13 protein-coding genes and 3 tRNA genes are annotated in these 15,123 nt (G+C 59.8%); 11 read left to right on the forward strand and 5 right to left on the reverse strand.

The features are described 5' to 3' along the window. The first annotated feature begins 246 nt into the window (after positions 1-246). The 10 genes from accD (at position 247) to BLT55_RS04095 (ending at position 7,954) form a co-directional block, all read left to right on the forward strand. Positions 247-1,167 (forward strand): acetyl-CoA carboxylase, carboxyltransferase subunit beta, encoded by a 921-nt coding sequence (gene accD / locus BLT55_RS04050; protein WP_007253377.1) that lies wholly within the window; start codon positions 247-249, stop codon positions 1,165-1,167. Beyond that, on the forward strand, positions 1,164-2,468 hold the full coding sequence (gene folC, locus BLT55_RS04055; protein WP_054999526.1) for a bifunctional tetrahydrofolate synthase/dihydrofolate synthase: 1,305 nt from the start codon (positions 1,164-1,166) through the stop codon (positions 2,466-2,468). The genes accD and folC overlap by 4 nt, the downstream gene beginning before the upstream one ends. Then, positions 2,452-3,135, forward strand: coding sequence for an SPOR domain-containing protein (locus BLT55_RS04060; protein ID WP_054999527.1), 684 nt, complete (start codon positions 2,452-2,454; stop codon positions 3,133-3,135). Before folC ends, BLT55_RS04060 begins: the two co-directional genes overlap by 17 nt. 118 nt (positions 3,136-3,253) lie before the next feature. Then, complete coding sequence (locus tag BLT55_RS04065) at positions 3,254-3,841, forward strand: CvpA family protein (RefSeq protein ID WP_007253374.1); 588 nt, start codon at positions 3,254-3,256, stop codon at positions 3,839-3,841. Positions 3,842-3,851: 10 nt separating this feature from the next. Then, a complete protein-coding gene (gene purF / locus BLT55_RS04070) occupies positions 3,852-5,360 on the forward strand; it encodes an amidophosphoribosyltransferase (RefSeq protein WP_007253373.1) in 1,509 nt (502 codons plus the stop codon). Between the two features lie 20 nt (positions 5,361-5,380). Beyond that, positions 5,381-6,592 carry an O-succinylhomoserine sulfhydrylase gene (locus BLT55_RS04075; protein ID WP_007253372.1) on the forward strand — a complete coding sequence of 404 codons (1,212 nt, stop codon included), beginning with the start codon at positions 5,381-5,383 and terminating at the stop codon, positions 6,590-6,592. Between the two features lie 79 nt (positions 6,593-6,671). Next, entirely contained in the window at positions 6,672-7,400 is a 729-nt protein-coding gene (locus BLT55_RS04080; RefSeq protein WP_162234944.1) for an SDR family oxidoreductase, read from the forward strand. A gap of 149 nt (positions 7,401-7,549) precedes the next feature. After that, a tRNA-Val gene (locus BLT55_RS04085) sits at positions 7,550-7,625 on the forward strand. Positions 7,626-7,685: 60 nt separating this feature from the next. Then, positions 7,686-7,762, forward strand: a tRNA-Asp gene (locus BLT55_RS04090). Positions 7,763-7,877: 115 nt separating this feature from the next. Continuing rightward, a tRNA-Asp gene (locus BLT55_RS04095) sits at positions 7,878-7,954 on the forward strand. 152 nt (positions 7,955-8,106) lie between these two features. Here BLT55_RS04095 and BLT55_RS04100 read toward each other — a convergent pair. Then, positions 8,107-9,531 (reverse strand): IS1182-like element ISPsy6 family transposase, encoded by a 1,425-nt coding sequence (locus BLT55_RS04100; protein ID WP_055001182.1) that lies wholly within the window; start codon positions 9,529-9,531, stop codon positions 8,107-8,109. A gap of 263 nt (positions 9,532-9,794) precedes the next feature. Here BLT55_RS04100 and BLT55_RS04105 point away from each other — a divergent pair, with 263 nt between their 5' ends. Then, on the forward strand, positions 9,795-10,610 hold the full coding sequence (locus BLT55_RS04105; protein ID WP_074800059.1) for a DUF2242 domain-containing protein: 816 nt from the start codon (positions 9,795-9,797) through the stop codon (positions 10,608-10,610). 190 nt (positions 10,611-10,800) lie between these two features. Here BLT55_RS04105 and ilvA read toward each other — a convergent pair whose 3' ends face one another. From ilvA to BLT55_RS04125, 4 genes are all read right to left on the reverse strand, one after another. Continuing rightward, complete coding sequence (gene ilvA / locus BLT55_RS04110) at positions 10,801-12,324, reverse strand: threonine ammonia-lyase, biosynthetic (RefSeq protein ID WP_074800061.1); 1,524 nt, start codon at positions 12,322-12,324, stop codon at positions 10,801-10,803. Beyond that, positions 12,317-12,439 (reverse strand): hypothetical protein, encoded by a 123-nt coding sequence (locus BLT55_RS34390; RefSeq protein ID WP_259638555.1) that lies wholly within the window; start codon positions 12,437-12,439, stop codon positions 12,317-12,319. Before BLT55_RS34390 ends, ilvA begins: the two co-directional genes overlap by 8 nt. Positions 12,440-12,887: 448 nt before the next feature. Continuing rightward, positions 12,888-13,922, reverse strand: coding sequence for an AraC family transcriptional regulator (locus tag BLT55_RS04120; RefSeq protein ID WP_074800064.1), 1,035 nt, complete (start codon positions 13,920-13,922; stop codon positions 12,888-12,890). Positions 13,923-13,924: 2 nt separating this feature from the next. Further along, positions 13,925-15,058 (reverse strand): carbon-nitrogen hydrolase family protein, encoded by a 1,134-nt coding sequence (locus BLT55_RS04125; RefSeq protein WP_074800067.1) that lies wholly within the window; start codon positions 15,056-15,058, stop codon positions 13,925-13,927. Positions 15,059-15,123: the final 65 nt, after the last annotated feature.

Consider the following 15,123-nt stretch of genomic DNA (forward strand, 5'->3'; position numbering starts at 1 on the left):
TGACGGTTGCGCTTCGGCCGCCGTCCATAAGCCTGTTCCCGCCGCTACAGATGCGGGTCGAATCAAGTAGGCGAGGGTGCCAATGTGCACCGTCGTTGTTATGAAAACCGGGCTGAAGGGTGTGCAGGTCAGGCCATGGGTCGCCCGCTGCCCCTTCATCATCGTCCATAAGAATTTACCCGAGGGCATGCGACTGACGTGTGATTGTCAGCCGTTCGAGCCACACCGGTACTGGAGAGATAAAGCATGAGCAACTGGTTGGTAGACAAACTGATCCCATCGATCATGCGTTCCGAGGTCAAGAAAAGCTCGGTTCCTGAAGGTCTTTGGCACAAATGCCCATCCTGCGAAGCGGTGCTCTATCGCCCTGAGCTGGAAAAGACCCTGGACGTCTGCCCCAAGTGCAACCACCACATGCGTATCGGCGCGCGCGCGCGTCTGAACATCTTCCTCGATGTCGAAGGCCGTGCCGAACTGGGCGCTGACCTGGAGCCGGTGGACCGTCTGAAATTTCGTGACGGCAAGAAATACAAGGACCGCCTGACCGCAGCCCAGAAGCAGACCGGCGAGAAAGACGCGCTGATCTCGATGAGCGGCACCCTGCTGGGCATGCCGGTGGTCGCAGCGGCGTTCGAGTTCTCCTTCATGGGCGGTTCGATGGGCGCCATTGTGGGTGAGCGTTTCGTTCGCGCCGCCAACTACGCGCTGGAAAATCGCTGCCCGATGATCTGTTTCGCCGCCTCCGGTGGTGCGCGCATGCAGGAAGCCCTGATCTCGCTGATGCAAATGGCCAAGACTTCCGCAGTGCTGGCGCGTCTTCGCGAAGAGGGGCTGCCATTCATTTCCGTACTTACCGATCCGGTTTACGGCGGCGTTTCTGCGAGTCTGGCGATGCTGGGTGACGTTATCGTTGCCGAACCCAAGGCGCTGATCGGTTTCGCTGGTCCTCGCGTCATCGAACAGACCGTTCGCGAGAAGCTGCCTGAAGGCTTCCAGCGCAGCGAGTTCCTGCTGGATCATGGCGCCATCGACATGATCATCGCGCGCAGCGAGCTTCGTCCACGTCTGGGCAACCTGTTGGCGCAGATGATGAACCTGCCCACGCCGCGCTTCGTTGCGCCTGTCATCGAGCCGATCGTCGTACCGCCAGCTCCGGCCTCGATATGACCCCTGTAACCCTGGGCGACTGGATCGCCTATCTGGAGCAACTGCATCCATCGGCCATCGACATGGGGCTGGATCGCTCGCGACAGGTAGCGCAGCAGTTGGGCCTGACCAGGCCTGCTCCCAGGGTCATCACTGTCACCGGCACCAATGGCAAAGGCTCGACCTGCGCTTTTATCGCCGCGTTGCTGCAAGCCCAAGGGCTGAAAACCGGGGTTTACAGCTCGCCGCATCTGGTTCGCTACAACGAGCGGGTAAAGGTGCAGGGTGTCGAAGCAACCGATGCCGAGTTGTGCGAAGCCTTTGCAGCCGTCGAGGCAGCGCGTGATGGCGTCACCCTGACGTACTTCGAAATGGGCACGCTGGCAGCCTTCTGGCTGTTCGAGCAGGCTCAGCTTGACGCCGTGGTGCTGGAAGTTGGCCTGGGCGGTCGTCTGGACGCGGTGAACCTGATTGACGCGGATTTCGCGCTGGTGACCAGTATCGGTGTCGATCATGCCGAGTGGCTGGGTGATAGCCGCGAATCGGTTGCGTTCGAAAAAGCCGGTATTTTTCGGTCTGCACGCCCCGCGCTGTGCGGTGATCCGGCTCCACCCGAGCCGCTGCTGGAGAAGGCCCGAGAACTGGGCTGCCCGCTGTTGCTGCGCGGCGCGGATTTCGACCTGACCGTGGGTCCGGACAGTTGGGACTGGCGCGGCGTCGCGCATGGCGAACAGGTTGAACTGCGAGGTTTGCCGTTGCTCGATCTGCCCATGCAGAATGCCGCGCTGGCCCTCCAGTTGTATGCTCTCTTGGGCTATCCGCTGGAGTCCGCCGCGTTGGGGCAGGTGCTGGCCCGCACGCGGCTTGCCGGGCGCCTTGATCGCCGCATCTTCCACTGGCAGGGCAAGCGCCTCAATCTGCTTCTGGACGTGGGCCACAATCCGCATGCCGCGCAGTTTCTGCACCAGCGTCTGACGCAGCTCCCGATTGTCGGCAAGCGCTACGCCGTGTTCGGTCTGCTGAGTGACAAGGACCTTGCAGGCGTGGTCGCTCCTCTGGTGTCTGTCATCGACAAATGGGCCGTCGCGGCGCTGCCCACTCCGCGCAGCAGGCCTGCCGAAGCGTTGCAGGCGGCGTTGCAGAACCTTGGCGCCTGCGTGACGTCCTATCAGAGTATTGCGCCAGCATTGGAGGCTCAGTGCGCGCACGCCACGGCCGATGATGAAATTCTGCTGTTCGGATCTTTTTACTGTGTTGCCGAGGCCCTTGAATGGCTGGCCCTGCACACCGACGAGGAAGCTGCAAATGGCTTTGCTGGATAACGTAGTCAAGCAGCGGATGGTTGGAGCGCTGGTGTTGATCGCTGTGGCGGTCATCTTTCTACCCATGCTCTTCACGCGTGAAGATGAAACGCGTCACGTGCAGGTCGAAGCGCCTTCGGCGCCTCAGGCTCCGGCGACGTCACAGGTGCGCGTCGATCCTGTTCCGGTTCCGGAACCACAGGTACTGCCTCAGGAGCCGGTCCCCGGCGACGATACGGCGAGCAATCAGCCACCCGCGATGCCGATCGCCCCGGCGCCAGCCCAGTCGACACCCGCCCAGTCAGCGCCGCCGGTAACTTCGGCACCCGCGCAGAAACCGGTGGTCAAGCCGACTCCGGCAGCAGCGCCGTCCGCTCCGTCGCCCGCACCGGCTGCTCCTGCCAAGCCTGCCAAGCCTGCCGCATCGGCTGGCGTTGATGCCAACGGCCTGTCGATCAGTTGGTCGGTGCAGCTGGCGAGCATGTCCAATCGCGCCAATGCCGATAACCTGCAAAAAACCTTGCGTACGCAGGGCTACAATGCCTACATCCGTACAGCTGATGGCGTGAACCGGGTGTTCGTCGGGCCGTTGATCGAGCGTGCCGAGGCTGATCGTCTGCGTGATCAACTGGATAAACAGCAGAAGCTCAAAGGGATTGTTGTGCGCTTTCAACCCGAGCGTGGCTGACCGTCCGGCACCTCGTGCTGCTGCCGTGAAGTAAAATGCCTTTCGCCGGTAATCGCTGCTTACCGGCAGGCGGGCGCTCTGCTAAAATGCGCCGCCTTATCTGTCTGCAGGCTGCAACGTGCCATTTACTCCGGTTGACTGGGCAATTCTGGGAATTGTCGCCATCTCCGCCCTGATCAGTCTGAAACGCGGCTTCGTCAAAGAAGCACTGTCGTTGACGACGTGGATCATTGCAGGTGTAGTGGCCTGGATGTTTGGCGCGGGGCTGTCGCAGTATCTGGTCAATTACATAGAAACACCTTCGGCCCGCGTCATCGCGAGCTGCACCATCCTTTTCGTCGCCACCTTGCTGGTGGGCGCCATGGTCAACTTTCTTATTGGCGAACTGATTCGCGTCACCGGGCTTTCCGGGACCGATCGTTTTCTCGGCATGGTCTTCGGCGCAGCGCGCGGAGGTCTGCTTGTCGTTGTAGCGGTGGGGCTGTTGAGCCTCGGGCCGGTGCAACAGGATCAATGGTGGCAGCAGTCCAGGCTGGTGCCGCAATTTCTCATGGTCGCTGACTGGTCGAAAAACCTGATTCTCGGGATGTCCAGCAAGTGGCTTGCCAGCGGCATCAGCGTACCCGCTGATCTGCCGTTCAAGGAACAGATCCTGCCGTCTACACCACCGCAGGATGTGTTCGGTAAATCCAGTTCCACTAAGTAGGGGTTGTGGCATGTGTGGCATCGTCGGTATCGTCGGCAAGTCGAACGTCAATCAGGCGCTGTATGACGCGCTTACCGTCCTCCAGCACCGCGGCCAGGACGCTGCCGGTATCGTAACCAGCCATGACGGCCGGTTATTTCTGCGCAAGGACAACGGGCTGGTGCGTGATGTGTTTCATCAGCGCCATATGCAGCGTCTGGTCGGGCACATGGGCATTGGCCATGTGCGTTATCCCACAGCGGGCAGTTCGACTTCGGCCGAAGCCCAGCCGTTTTACGTCAACTCGCCTTACGGCATCACGTTGGCGCACAACGGCAATCTGACCAACGTCGAGCAACTGGCCAAGGAGATTTACGAATCCGACCTGCGCCATGTGAACACCAATTCCGATTCGGAAGTGCTGCTCAATGTGTTCGCCCATGAACTGGCCGTGCGCGGCAAGTTGCAGCCGACCGAAGAAGATATCTTCGCCGCCGTGACCGACGTGCACAATCGCTGCCGTGGCGGTTATGCCGTCGTGGCGATGATCACCGGTTATGGCATCGTCGGCTTCCGTGATCCGGACGCCATTCGTCCCATCGTGTTCGGCCAGCGTCACACCGACGAAGGCGTCGAGTACATGATTGCCTCGGAAAGCGTCTCGCTGGACGTGCTGGGTTTCACCCTGATCCGCGATCTGGCACCGGGCGAAGCGGTTTACATCACTGAAGACGGCAAGCTGTTTACCCGTCAGTGCGCGGCCAACCCGAAATACGCGCCGTGCATCTTCGAACACGTCTATCTGGCGCGCCCGGATTCGATCATCGACGGCATCTCGGTCTACAAAGCACGCCTGCGTATGGGCGAGAAGCTGGCCGACAAGATCCTGCGCGAGCGTCCGGATCACGACATCGACGTGGTTATCCCGATTCCGGACACCAGCCGCACCGCTGCGCTGGAACTGGCCAACCACCTCGGCGTCAAGTTCCGCGAAGGGTTCGTCAAGAACCGTTACATCGGCCGTACCTTCATCATGCCGGGGCAGGCTGCGCGCAAGAAATCCGTGCGTCAGAAGCTCAACGCCATCGAACTGGAGTTCCGCGGCAAGAACGTCATGCTGGTGGATGACTCGATCGTTCGCGGCACCACCTGCAAGCAGATTATTCAGATGGCCCGCGAAGCCGGTGCCAAGAATGTCTACTTCTGCTCGGCTGCCCCGGCAGTGCGTTACCCCAACGTCTACGGCATCGATATGCCGAGTGCGCACGAGCTGATCGCTCACAACCGTTCCACCCAGGACGTGGCCGACCTCATCGGTGCCGACTGGCTGGTCTATCAGGACCTGAACGACCTGATCGAGGCGGTCAGCGGCAGCAAGAAGATCAAGATCGACAACTTCGATTGCTCGGTTTTCGACGGCAAGTATGTAACGGGCGATATCGACGAGCATTACCTGAACCGGATCGAGCATGCGCGTAACGATGCTTCCAAGGTCAAGACCCAGGCTGTGAGCGCGATCATCGATCTGTACAACAACTAATCGGACAAGGAGTGGGCGGCATGACTCAGGAATGGGATGCAGGTCGGCTGGACAGCGACCTTGAAGGCGTGGGCTTCGATACCCTCGCCGTACGTGCCGGGCAGCACCGCACACCGGAAGGTGAACATGGCGACCCCATGTTCTTCACTTCCAGCTACGTATTCCGCACGGCTGCCGATGCTGCGGCGCGGTTTGCCGGCGAGGTGCCGGGCAACGTCTACTCGCGTTACACCAATCCGACCGTGCGCTCTTTCGAAGAGCGTATTGCTGCGCTTGAGGGCGCCGAGCAGGCGGTCGCGACGGCCACCGGCATGGCCGCGACGCTGGCCGTGGTCATGAGCCTGTGCAGTGCGGGAGACCACGTGCTGGTGTCGCGCAGCGTGTTTGGCTCGACCATCAGCCTGTTCGACAAGTATTTCAAGCGGTTCGGCATCGAGGTGGATTACGTTCCGCTGGCTGATCTGGGCGGCTGGGACGCGGCGATAAAGTCCAATACGAAAATGTTGTTCGTCGAATCGCCGTCCAACCCGCTGGCCGAACTGGTGGACATCGCTGGTCTGGCCGAGATCGCGCATGCCAAGGGCACGATGCTGATCGTCGATAACTGCTTTTGCACGCCGGCCTTGCAGCAGCCGCTGCTGCTGGGTGCCGACATCGTGGTGCATTCGGCGACCAAGTTCATCGACGGCCAGGGGCGTTGCATGGGCGGTGTGGTTGCCGGTCGCAGCGAGCAGATGAAAGAAGTGGTCGGTTTCCTGCGCACGGCCGGGCCGACGCTGAGCCCGTTCAATGCCTGGATCTTCCTCAAAGGCCTCGAAACCCTGAACCTGCGCATGCGCGCTCATTGCGCCAATGCACAGGCGCTGGCCGAGTGGCTGGAGCAGCAGGACGGTATCGAAAAGGTCCATTATGCCGGGCTCAAGAGCCATCCGCAGCACGAGCTGGCCCAGCGTCAGCAGAAGGGCTTCGGTGCGGTCGTGAGCTTTGAGGTCAAGGGTGGCAAGGACGGCGCATGGCGTTTTATCGATGCCACGCGCCTGATCTCGATCACCGCCAACCTGGGCGACAGCAAAACCACTATCACCCACCCGAGCACTACGTCCCATGGCCGCCTGGCGCCGCAAGAACGTGAAGCGGCCGGAATACGTGACAGCCTGATTCGCGTGGCGGTGGGCCTTGAAGACGTCGCCGACCTTCAGGCGGACCTTGCGCGTGGCCTGGCTGCGTTGTGAGTGACCCGACGAGCGTCGAAGCAGGGCAGGAGTGGGCGCTGAAATTCGCTGGCATCCATAATGGCCGCGTTGCGTTGCGTTGGTGACCGGTGCCGCTCGCGGTATCGGTCTGGGTATTGCCGCCTGGCTGATTGCCGAGGGCTGGCAAGTGGTCCTGACCGATCTGGATCGTGCCCGGGGCGCGAAGGTTGCGACTGTGCTAGGCGAAAATGCCTTGTTCATCGGCATGGACGTTGCCAGTGAAGAGCAGGTGGCACAAGGCGTAGCCGAAGTGCTCAGGAAGTTCGGGCGGCTGGATGCGCTGGTGTGCAACGCGGCGATTGCCGATCCGCACAACACCACGCTGGAAAGCCTGGAGCTGTCGCACTGGAATCGGGTGCTGGCGGTCAATCTGAGTGGTCCGATGCTGCTGGCCAAGCACTGCGCGCCGTACTTGCGCGCGCATTGCGGCAGCATCGTCAACCTGACGTCCACGCGTGCCAGGCAGTCCGAGCCTGATACCGAGGCCTATGCGGCCAGCAAGGGCGGCCTGAAGGCCCTGACGCATGCATTGGCAATCAGTCTTGGGCCTGAGATTAGGGTCAACGCGGTCAGCCCCGGCTGGATCGACGCGCGCGATCCTTCGCTGCGTCGCGCCGAGCCGCTGTCCGAGACCGATCACGCCCAGCACCCTGCGGGTAGGGTCGGGACGGTGGAAGACGTTGCGGCAATGGTGGCCTGGTTGCTGTCGCGCAACGCAGGTTTTGTTACGGGTCAGGAATTCGTTGTCGACGGCGGGATGACCAGAAAGATGGTGTATGCCGAGTAGTTTTCAGCGATGGGCCGAGATTGGCTCTGTGCGGTGCTTTTGATGTGTGGTAGGGGATTTGCGATTGAAGCGGTTTTTTAAAAAACTTCAATCAGGCTATTGACTTAGGTTCGTTAGGTGCGTAAATTTCGCGGCCTCAACGAAGCAAAGGGTGATTAGCTCAGCTGGGAGAGCAGCTGCCTTACAAGCAGCGGGTCGGCGGTTCGATCCCGTCATCACCCACCATCGTTGAGGTTGAAAGCTGAAGTACGAGGGCTTTCAAATGCAGCAAACAATACACAATGCGCAGCGGTAGTTCAGTCGGTTAGAATACCGGCCTGTCACGCCGGGGGTCGCGGGTTCGAGTCCCGTCCGCTGCGCCATATTTGTACAGATCGGGTCCGCCGGATCTGCGATTGAGAAACTCAAGGGTCTTTCAGTCAGATGTACAGGAAACAACCTACAGCAGGTTCGTTTCAAACAGGTTTACAGCGATACGCAGCGGTAGTTCAGTCGGTTAGAATACCGGCCTGTCACGCCGGGGGTCGCGGGTTCGAGTCCCGTCCGCTGCGCCATACACCGCTTCAAGGCCCTTGAACTCCTTGAAGCAAACAGGAAAGCGACCTTAGCAGACTGTGTGAAAACACACTGATGAAGGCCCAAGCAAACGCCCCGACTTGTTCGGGGCGTTTTTTTTGTATTGGCAGCAGACGAAAAAAATGTCCGCTCAGCCCATCAAAGCCATCAGATGGCGCACACCGAGCACTTTAATCGCTCGTTTCAGGTTATAGGCATTCACCGCCAAGGCCATTTCAGCTTTTGTACCCTCCAGTTGTCGCAGCAAGAAACGGCCATTACCAAATAGCCATTGCTTGAGGTTGCCGAAGGGGTGCTCAACGATGGATCTTCGGTTGGCCATCATCTCAGGATGCGCCTGCATTCTTTGCTCCATCCGCTCGAAAGCCTCTTCATGGGCATGTCGTGAGACATAACGGCGCCGGGCTCGAGTGCATTGCGTTTTCAGCGCGCAGTTGGCGCAGTCATCGACCTCAGCCTGATAGATCCGATCACCTTTGTTGTGCTGTTTTAGCGTTAACCATTTGCCTGCCGGACACTGGAAACGATCGTGTCCGGTCTCATAGATAAAGTCTTTTCGCTCAAAGAGCTGCTCTTCCTGACTGCCAGGGTTTTTCGAACGATTGGGCGGTACATAGGCCGTAATCGAAGCATCCTCGCAGGCCTGAAACTGCTTGCCATTGGAGTAGCCGGCATCGGCAGTGACCGTCAGATCATCTTGCTGTAACTCTGCTTTGGCGGCCTTGGCCATCGGCTCCAGTTGCTTTCGGTCATCGCCATCTTGGGTGACCTCATGATGCAAAATCAGGCAATGCTCGGCGTCCACGACGGTTTGCACGTTGTAGGCCACACGTGGCCCTTTGGCCGTGCGCATCATTCGGGCATCGCTTTCATGGGTGTTGAACTGCTCGATGCCCATCGAACGCATCAGTGCCTGGCAACTCTGATTATCCTGTTGTCGAGCCTCAAGCTGTGCCAGGGCTACCTTGATTGCGCTGCGATCAATTGAATCTGTGGTTTCAGCCTTGTCGGCCTCATCCAGCTCGGCCAGATACTGAGCGATGCGCTTATCCAGTTTTTCTTCCTGGCGCTTGAGCTGCTTCAAATTCACATGACGCCGTGAGGATGCGACCGCCTGAAACTTGCTGCCGTCGATGGCCACCAACTCACCGGCGATCAAGCCTGCCGTGCGACAAAACCGAACGAAAGCACGGCAGGTCGCGATGAAGGCGGGTTTATTGTTCTTGCGAAAATCGGCGATGGTCTTGAAGTCGGGCTTGAGCCGGTTGATCAGCCACATCACTTCGATGTTGCGCTGACACTCGGCTTCAAGACGTCGCGATGAGCGAATCCGCTGAAAATAGCCGTAGAGGTAGAGTTTTAGCTGATCGGCGGGATCATAAGCAGGGCGCCCCGTGCTTTTTGGAATCGCTTTATCGAAGCCCAGTTGCACCAGATCGAGCCTGGCAACGTACAGGTCAATGACACGAACGAGGTGATCCTCGGGGATCAACTCTTCCAGCGAGACCGGGAATAGGCTGGTCTGGCTGCGGGACTCACCTTGGATGTAGGCCATAACGAAAAATGCTCTGTATCTTTCGATACGGAGCATTTTCTTTGAGCGCTGCGCAGATTGCTAGGTTTTCACACAGTCTGTTAGGGTCGCTTTTTTGTTGTCCGCGTTTTGATCGATTGAGCGCCTGCTCTTGCCGCTTAAACATGACGTATCCAAATCCTTTTGAACTGTACGTTGATACGACGTCTCCCTTGTTGCAGACTTACCGTCATTTCCCCAGTTCGCAGTCTTGCTGGCAGACCTCTCCTTCCTCAGGATTTTCGATGTTTACGTTATTGAACCTTCGTACCGCATTCTGGGCCGCTGTCCTGTTGACGGCAGCCGGCTGCTCATCGCCGAAACAGGCGATTTATGATCACGAGCACTTCGACGACGCCGGGACGTTCTCGCGCAGTTATCCAGCGACTGACCTTGCGTATTGCGAGGCGGGGCGACGTGCCTTACTGAGTCAGGGTTACATCATCACCAGCAGCGACCCGAAGATGGTCGCCGGTCGCAAGAGTTTTCAGCAGACGGGTGATACCCACATCGAGATCAGCTTCAATCTGGTGTGCGCGGCCGACATGAAAGATGGCAATTCCACCATGTTCGCCAACGCCTTGCAGGACCGTTACGCACTGAAGAAGACCAATAACTCGGCAAGCCTCGGGGTCGGGGTGTTGGGTTCGGTGTCGATGCCAATTGGCTCCACCGATGATTCGATGGTCAAGGTGGCCAGCGAGACGGTGTCGTCGGCGAAGTTTTACGAGCGCTTTTTCGGTCTGGTAGAAAACTTCCTGCCGCCGGAAGTGAAAAAGGCTGCGCACATTGTAGAGAAGCCCAAAGCCGATCTTGGCGTTCCAGACACCGCGCCTGCTGCGGCTACGGAACCGGCCAAAGCCGCTGAGCCTGCCAAGCTGGCGCCTACGCCTAAAGAAGCGGCACCCAAGACCGAGCCCGCCTTAGAGCCTGCCGCAAGTGAACCCATGCCTGCGCCAACCGAGCCAGCGTCTTTCAAGGCTGAAACCATCGAAAAGCCAGCGGCAGAGCCTGCAGAAAGCACCACGCCCGCGCCAGTCGAGCCTACGCCTGCGCAGTAGGACGATAATCACCGGGCGACGCTTCGCTTGTCCGAATCTGCTAGCTAGAATGTGGGAGCGGACTTGTCCGCGAAAGGGACGGTCCATGCGCCGAAGATGCGTCGCCTAAAACATCGTCTTCGCGGACAAGCGAAGCGTCGCCCGGTCCGCTCCCACGCCCTGCGGGCAGAAGCCTGCTCCGCGCCCGGCATCACCCCAAAAACAACCGATACGCCGGGTTCTCGCTCTCGTCCCAATATGGATAACCAATCTCGTCCAGCGCCGCGCTCACCAGGTGCCGTTCATCCTCCGGCACCACCAGACCCGCCACCACCCGACCATCTGCCGCGCCATGGTTACGGTAGTGGAACATCGAGATGGTCCAGCGCCCGCCAAGGCGATTGAGAAAGTTGAACAGCGCGCCTGGGCGTTCGGGGAACTCGAAACGCAGCACCACTTCATCCTCGACCCGCTCGGCATGCCCGCCGACCATGTGGCGGATGTGCAGTTTGGCCAGTTCGTTGTCGGTCAGGTCCAGCACCGGAAAGCCTTGCCCGGTTAGGCTGGCGATCAGTGCGCTGCGCGGGTCGTTCTCCGGATGGGTCTGCACGCCGACGAAAATGTGCGCTTCACGATCAGTATGGTAACGGTAGTTGAATTCGGTGATCTGCCGTTTGCCGATGGCTTCGCAGAACGCCTTGAAGCTGCCGGGCTGCTCGGGGATGGTCACGGCGATGATCGTCTCACGACCCTCACTCAGCTCGGCGCGCTCGGCCACGTGGCGCAGGCGATCAAAGTTGACGTTGGCCCCGGAATCAATCGCCACCAGCGTCTGGCCACTCACGCCACGCTGTTCGACATACTTTTTGATGCCCGCCACGCCCAGCGCACCGGACGGCTCGGTGATCGAGCGGGTGTCGTCGTAGATATCCTTGATCGCCGCACAGATCTCGTCGGTGCTGACGGTGATCACTTCATCGACGTAATGACGGCACACTTCAAAAGTGTGATAACCGATCTGCGTCACCGCCACGCCATCGGCAAACAGCCCGACCTGGCTCAGCACCACACGCTCACCGGCCGCCATCGCCGCTTGCAGGCAATTGGAGTCGTCCGGCTCGACGCCGATCACCTTGATCTCCGGGCGCAGGTATTTCACGTACGCGGCGATACCGGCAATCAAGCCGCCGCCACCGACCGGCACAAAGATCGCGTCCAGCCGGCCCGGTTGCTGACGGAGGATTTCCATCGCCACGGTGCCTTGCCCGGCAATGGTGTCGGGGTCGTCATACGGGTGGATGTAAACGAAGCCCTGCTCGTCGACCAGTTTCAGCGAGTAGGCCAGCGCTTCGGGGAACGAATCGCCGTGCAGCACCACCGTCGCACCGCGCGAACGCACGCCTTCGACTTTGATCTCCGGCGTGGTGCGCGGCATGACGATGGTCGCCAGAATGCCCAGCTCTTTCGCCGCCAGCGCCAGGCCCTGCGCGTGGTTGCCCGCCGAAGCAGTGACCACGCCGCGCGCCGCTTCTTCGGCGGTCAATTGCGCGAGCTTGTTGTACGCGCCGCGAATCTTGAACGAGAACACCGGCTGCAAGTCTTCGCGCTTGAGCAACACCCGATTGCCCAGCCGTTCGGACAGCTGACGAGCGCCCTGCAGCGGCGTTTCGATGGCGACATCATAGACGCGGGAGGTGAGGATCTTGCGTGCGTAATGGTTAAGCAGATCAGTCATCGCATCGATCCTTCAAACATTGCCCTTCAGGCATGCGCAGTGCCACGGCAGGCAACACACCGATTATCCGGTTCAGGGAAGCGGGAAGGGCGATAAAGCGAAGGATGGTGATCATATCTGACTCCTGACTGAGTGATGTGGCCCAGGAGACAGAAGAAACCCGCCTCCAGGGCGGGTTTTTTTGCAAACGTCGGCTAACCCGCCATGACTGGAATGACGGTAATAATAATCTGGCCGACGTGTTGCTGAATGAGGTTCATGAGCTGGAGGGTAGGGCGGCGCGGGCAGGCAAGTCAAGCGTAGTTGTCGATTATCGAGGCGCAACCCCGTCCTGAATCTGCCAGCGTTCCTTTCGTCTATTTGCTGGAGATCAACATTTTTGTTTCACATTGGCACTTTAATGTTGATCTTGCGGTCAGTTATTCCAGCTTTGATTATCAAGCACATTGAATCAGCCAGAGGGCAAGAAAATGGACGAATACCAGGAAGAACTACTCGAATACCGTGCATCGGAACTGGACCCGGTAGAGCCTGCCGACGACGCTACCGAGCTGTGAACGGTTTCAGGCGCTTTGGCGCTGGCTGCGGCGGAACTCTCCCGGAGTCTGTCCGCTCCAGCGTTTGAAGGCGCGTTGAAAGGCCTCGGCCGAGGCAAACCCCAGCAGATAAGCAATCTCCCCGAACGCCAGTTCGGTGTCGCGAATGTACGTCATCGCCAAATCACGCCGCGTGTCATTAAGCACTGTGCGAAACTGCGTGCCTTCTTCGGCCAGCTTGCGACGTAGCGTCCAGGTTGGCAGCTTGAGCCTTGCCGCCACTTCTTCCAGATCCGGTTCCCTGCCGCCGTTCAACAATGGCCCGAGCAATTGAATGATGCGTTCACGCAGGCTACGCGTGCGGGTCAACTGTTCGAGTTCTCTTTCGCACAATTGCAGCAGATGCCGCCAGGTGCCCGGACAGTGATCCGGATTGCGCAAGGCGAGGCTCGCCTGATCCAGACGCAGCTGATTGGTGGTCGCGCCGAACAGGATGGGGTTGTCGCTCAAGCTGGCGTACTGCGCCTCGTAGACAGGCGCCTGGAACTCGATTTCGACGCGTTGCGCGCGTATCTCGGCGCCGACCAGCGTGGACAACTGAGCGAGCCAGCCGCTCAGAATCGAGTCCACCACAAACCGGTTGTAAGCGTTGTAGGGGCTGATGGAATAGAAGCGTATCCACGCGCCGTCAGCGTCCTCATGAAAGCTCGATTGACCGCGATAATTGGACCCATACAATGCTTCAAAACGGATCAGGGCACATGCTGCCTCCCGCACCGTGGGCGCTTGCGCAGCGGTAACACCGGCCAGACCTGCCTGAGCGAAACGACTGAGCTGGCCCATGCGCAATCCCAGTCCGGGCTGGCCAGTGAGCTGAATGGCAGCATGACCGAGGCGCATGTAACGCGGAATAGACAGCCGCGCCCCAGGCTCGCTGAGGCGCGCAGGATCAAGCCCGTATTGCGCCAGCAGCGGATGCGGATCGTGGCCATAACTGCTGATCGCTTCGGCAAGGCTCTGGATAAACCCTACCGACAGATCACCGAGGCGCAGGCTCGGCATGCTCAAAGCCAGAGATTGATAAGGCGAGCACCATCGGTCGCACTGTTTTCCGGCGGCTGCTCGGCAATCGTCTGCCCGCCGTGGCTGGCAAAGCTCTGCCCGTAGACACCCTGATTCCAGAACTGCCCGCGCATGAATACGCTGATGCCTGCCTGCGCGCTGTTTGGTGGCAACCGGCCGGTCAGCGTCAGCCGATGCCAGGCCTCGCCCTCGCTAGGGTTTTCGTTAGCCATTTCGATGCCCGAGTGACGGGGTGGCTGCCATGGCTCATGCCAGGCGTTCTTGCCGAGCACCAGCGCAGGTACTGCAATCAGCTCGGCCCCGCTGTTGTTCAGCCGTGTGTAGTTGTCCGGATACCAACTGTCGCTGCCGATCAACACGCCAAGCCGCCCGGCCGGTGTCTCGACGACCTGCAACGGCGCATCACGCTCGGCGCGCACGTAACGTTTTTGACGACGATCGGGGTACAGTTGGCGCTGAGGCTGGCCAAGCGGTTTGCCATCGCTGCCGAACGTCACGCTGCTGTTGTACAGCGCGCCGTCGCCGACTTTCAGCTGCCCGCTTTCAACACTGGGGTCCGGCAACACAATCGAGCCGGCGACCAGCGTGACGTTGAATTCCCTGGCCAGCCCGCCAAACAGCGCCTGATAGTCGCGTGCCATAGCGCGTGCCTTGAGGCGCAGGTGCGCGTCGTCCTGACGATTTCTGCCTTCGGCACCCAGCATTGCGGCGATGAATTGCAGCGGGTTGCTCCACGACAGCCAGTCCATCGCTTCGTCGATGGTGGGGGCCTGATAAAGCTGGTCTTTTTCGCCACTGGCAAACAGCCAGGTGCCGATATGCTCCGGCAACACCACCACGGTTCTGGCGTTCAGCAGCCCGAAATCCCGGGCCTGTTGCAGATAGGCGGCCAGCTTGCGGTGGAGCCGCTCGGGGTTCTGATAGTCAGTGGGAAACAGCAGCGGTTCGATGCCCAGCAGGTTGCCACGCTCGCCGGGTTCGCCTTCATTGACGGCAAGGCGGATGCGCAGATCGGACAGGTAATGGCCGGCCGGGCGTTGTTCGGTCCAGACCGCGTAACTGACAAGGCCGGCCACGCCGACAAGGACAAGGCAGATGGCGAAGAATTTGCGCATAAAGGGCTGGGCGGCTGCCATCGGGAAATAAGCGGTTAGGGTAGGACGACCTCGGTCGCTTGCCA

The organism is Pseudomonas cannabina (genome assembly GCF_900100365.1).
Classification (GTDB): Bacteria; Pseudomonadota; Gammaproteobacteria; order Pseudomonadales; family Pseudomonadaceae; genus Aquipseudomonas; species Aquipseudomonas cannabina.

Bases quoted from the DNA above. Each gene is read 5' to 3' on its own strand.
- folC (WP_054999526.1), top strand. From the start codon at position 1,164: ATGACCCCTGTAACCCTGGGCGACTGGATCGCCTATCTGGAGCAACTG.
- BLT55_RS04060 (WP_054999527.1), top strand. From the start codon at position 2,452: ATGGCTTTGCTGGATAACGTAGTCAAGCAGCGGATGGTTGGAGCGCTG.
- BLT55_RS04075 (WP_007253372.1), top strand. From the start codon at position 5,381: ATGACTCAGGAATGGGATGCAGGTCGGCTGGACAGCGACCTTGAAGGC.
- BLT55_RS04120 (WP_074800064.1), bottom strand. From the start codon at position 13,922: ATGCCGAGCCTGCGCCTCGGTGATCTGTCGGTAGGGTTTATCCAGAGC.
- accD (WP_007253377.1), top strand. From the start codon at position 247: ATGAGCAACTGGTTGGTAGACAAACTGATCCCATCGATCATGCGTTCC.
- ilvA (WP_074800061.1), bottom strand. From the start codon at position 12,324: ATGACTGATCTGCTTAACCATTACGCACGCAAGATCCTCACCTCCCGC.
- BLT55_RS04100 (WP_055001182.1), bottom strand. From the start codon at position 9,531: ATGGCCTACATCCAAGGTGAGTCCCGCAGCCAGACCAGCCTATTCCCG.
- BLT55_RS04105 (WP_074800059.1), top strand. From the start codon at position 9,795: ATGTTTACGTTATTGAACCTTCGTACCGCATTCTGGGCCGCTGTCCTG.
- BLT55_RS04125 (WP_074800067.1), bottom strand. From the start codon at position 15,058: ATGCGCAAATTCTTCGCCATCTGCCTTGTCCTTGTCGGCGTGGCCGGC.
- BLT55_RS34390 (WP_259638555.1), bottom strand. From the start codon at position 12,439: ATGATCACCATCCTTCGCTTTATCGCCCTTCCCGCTTCCCTGAACCGG.
- purF (WP_007253373.1), top strand. From the start codon at position 3,852: ATGTGTGGCATCGTCGGTATCGTCGGCAAGTCGAACGTCAATCAGGCG.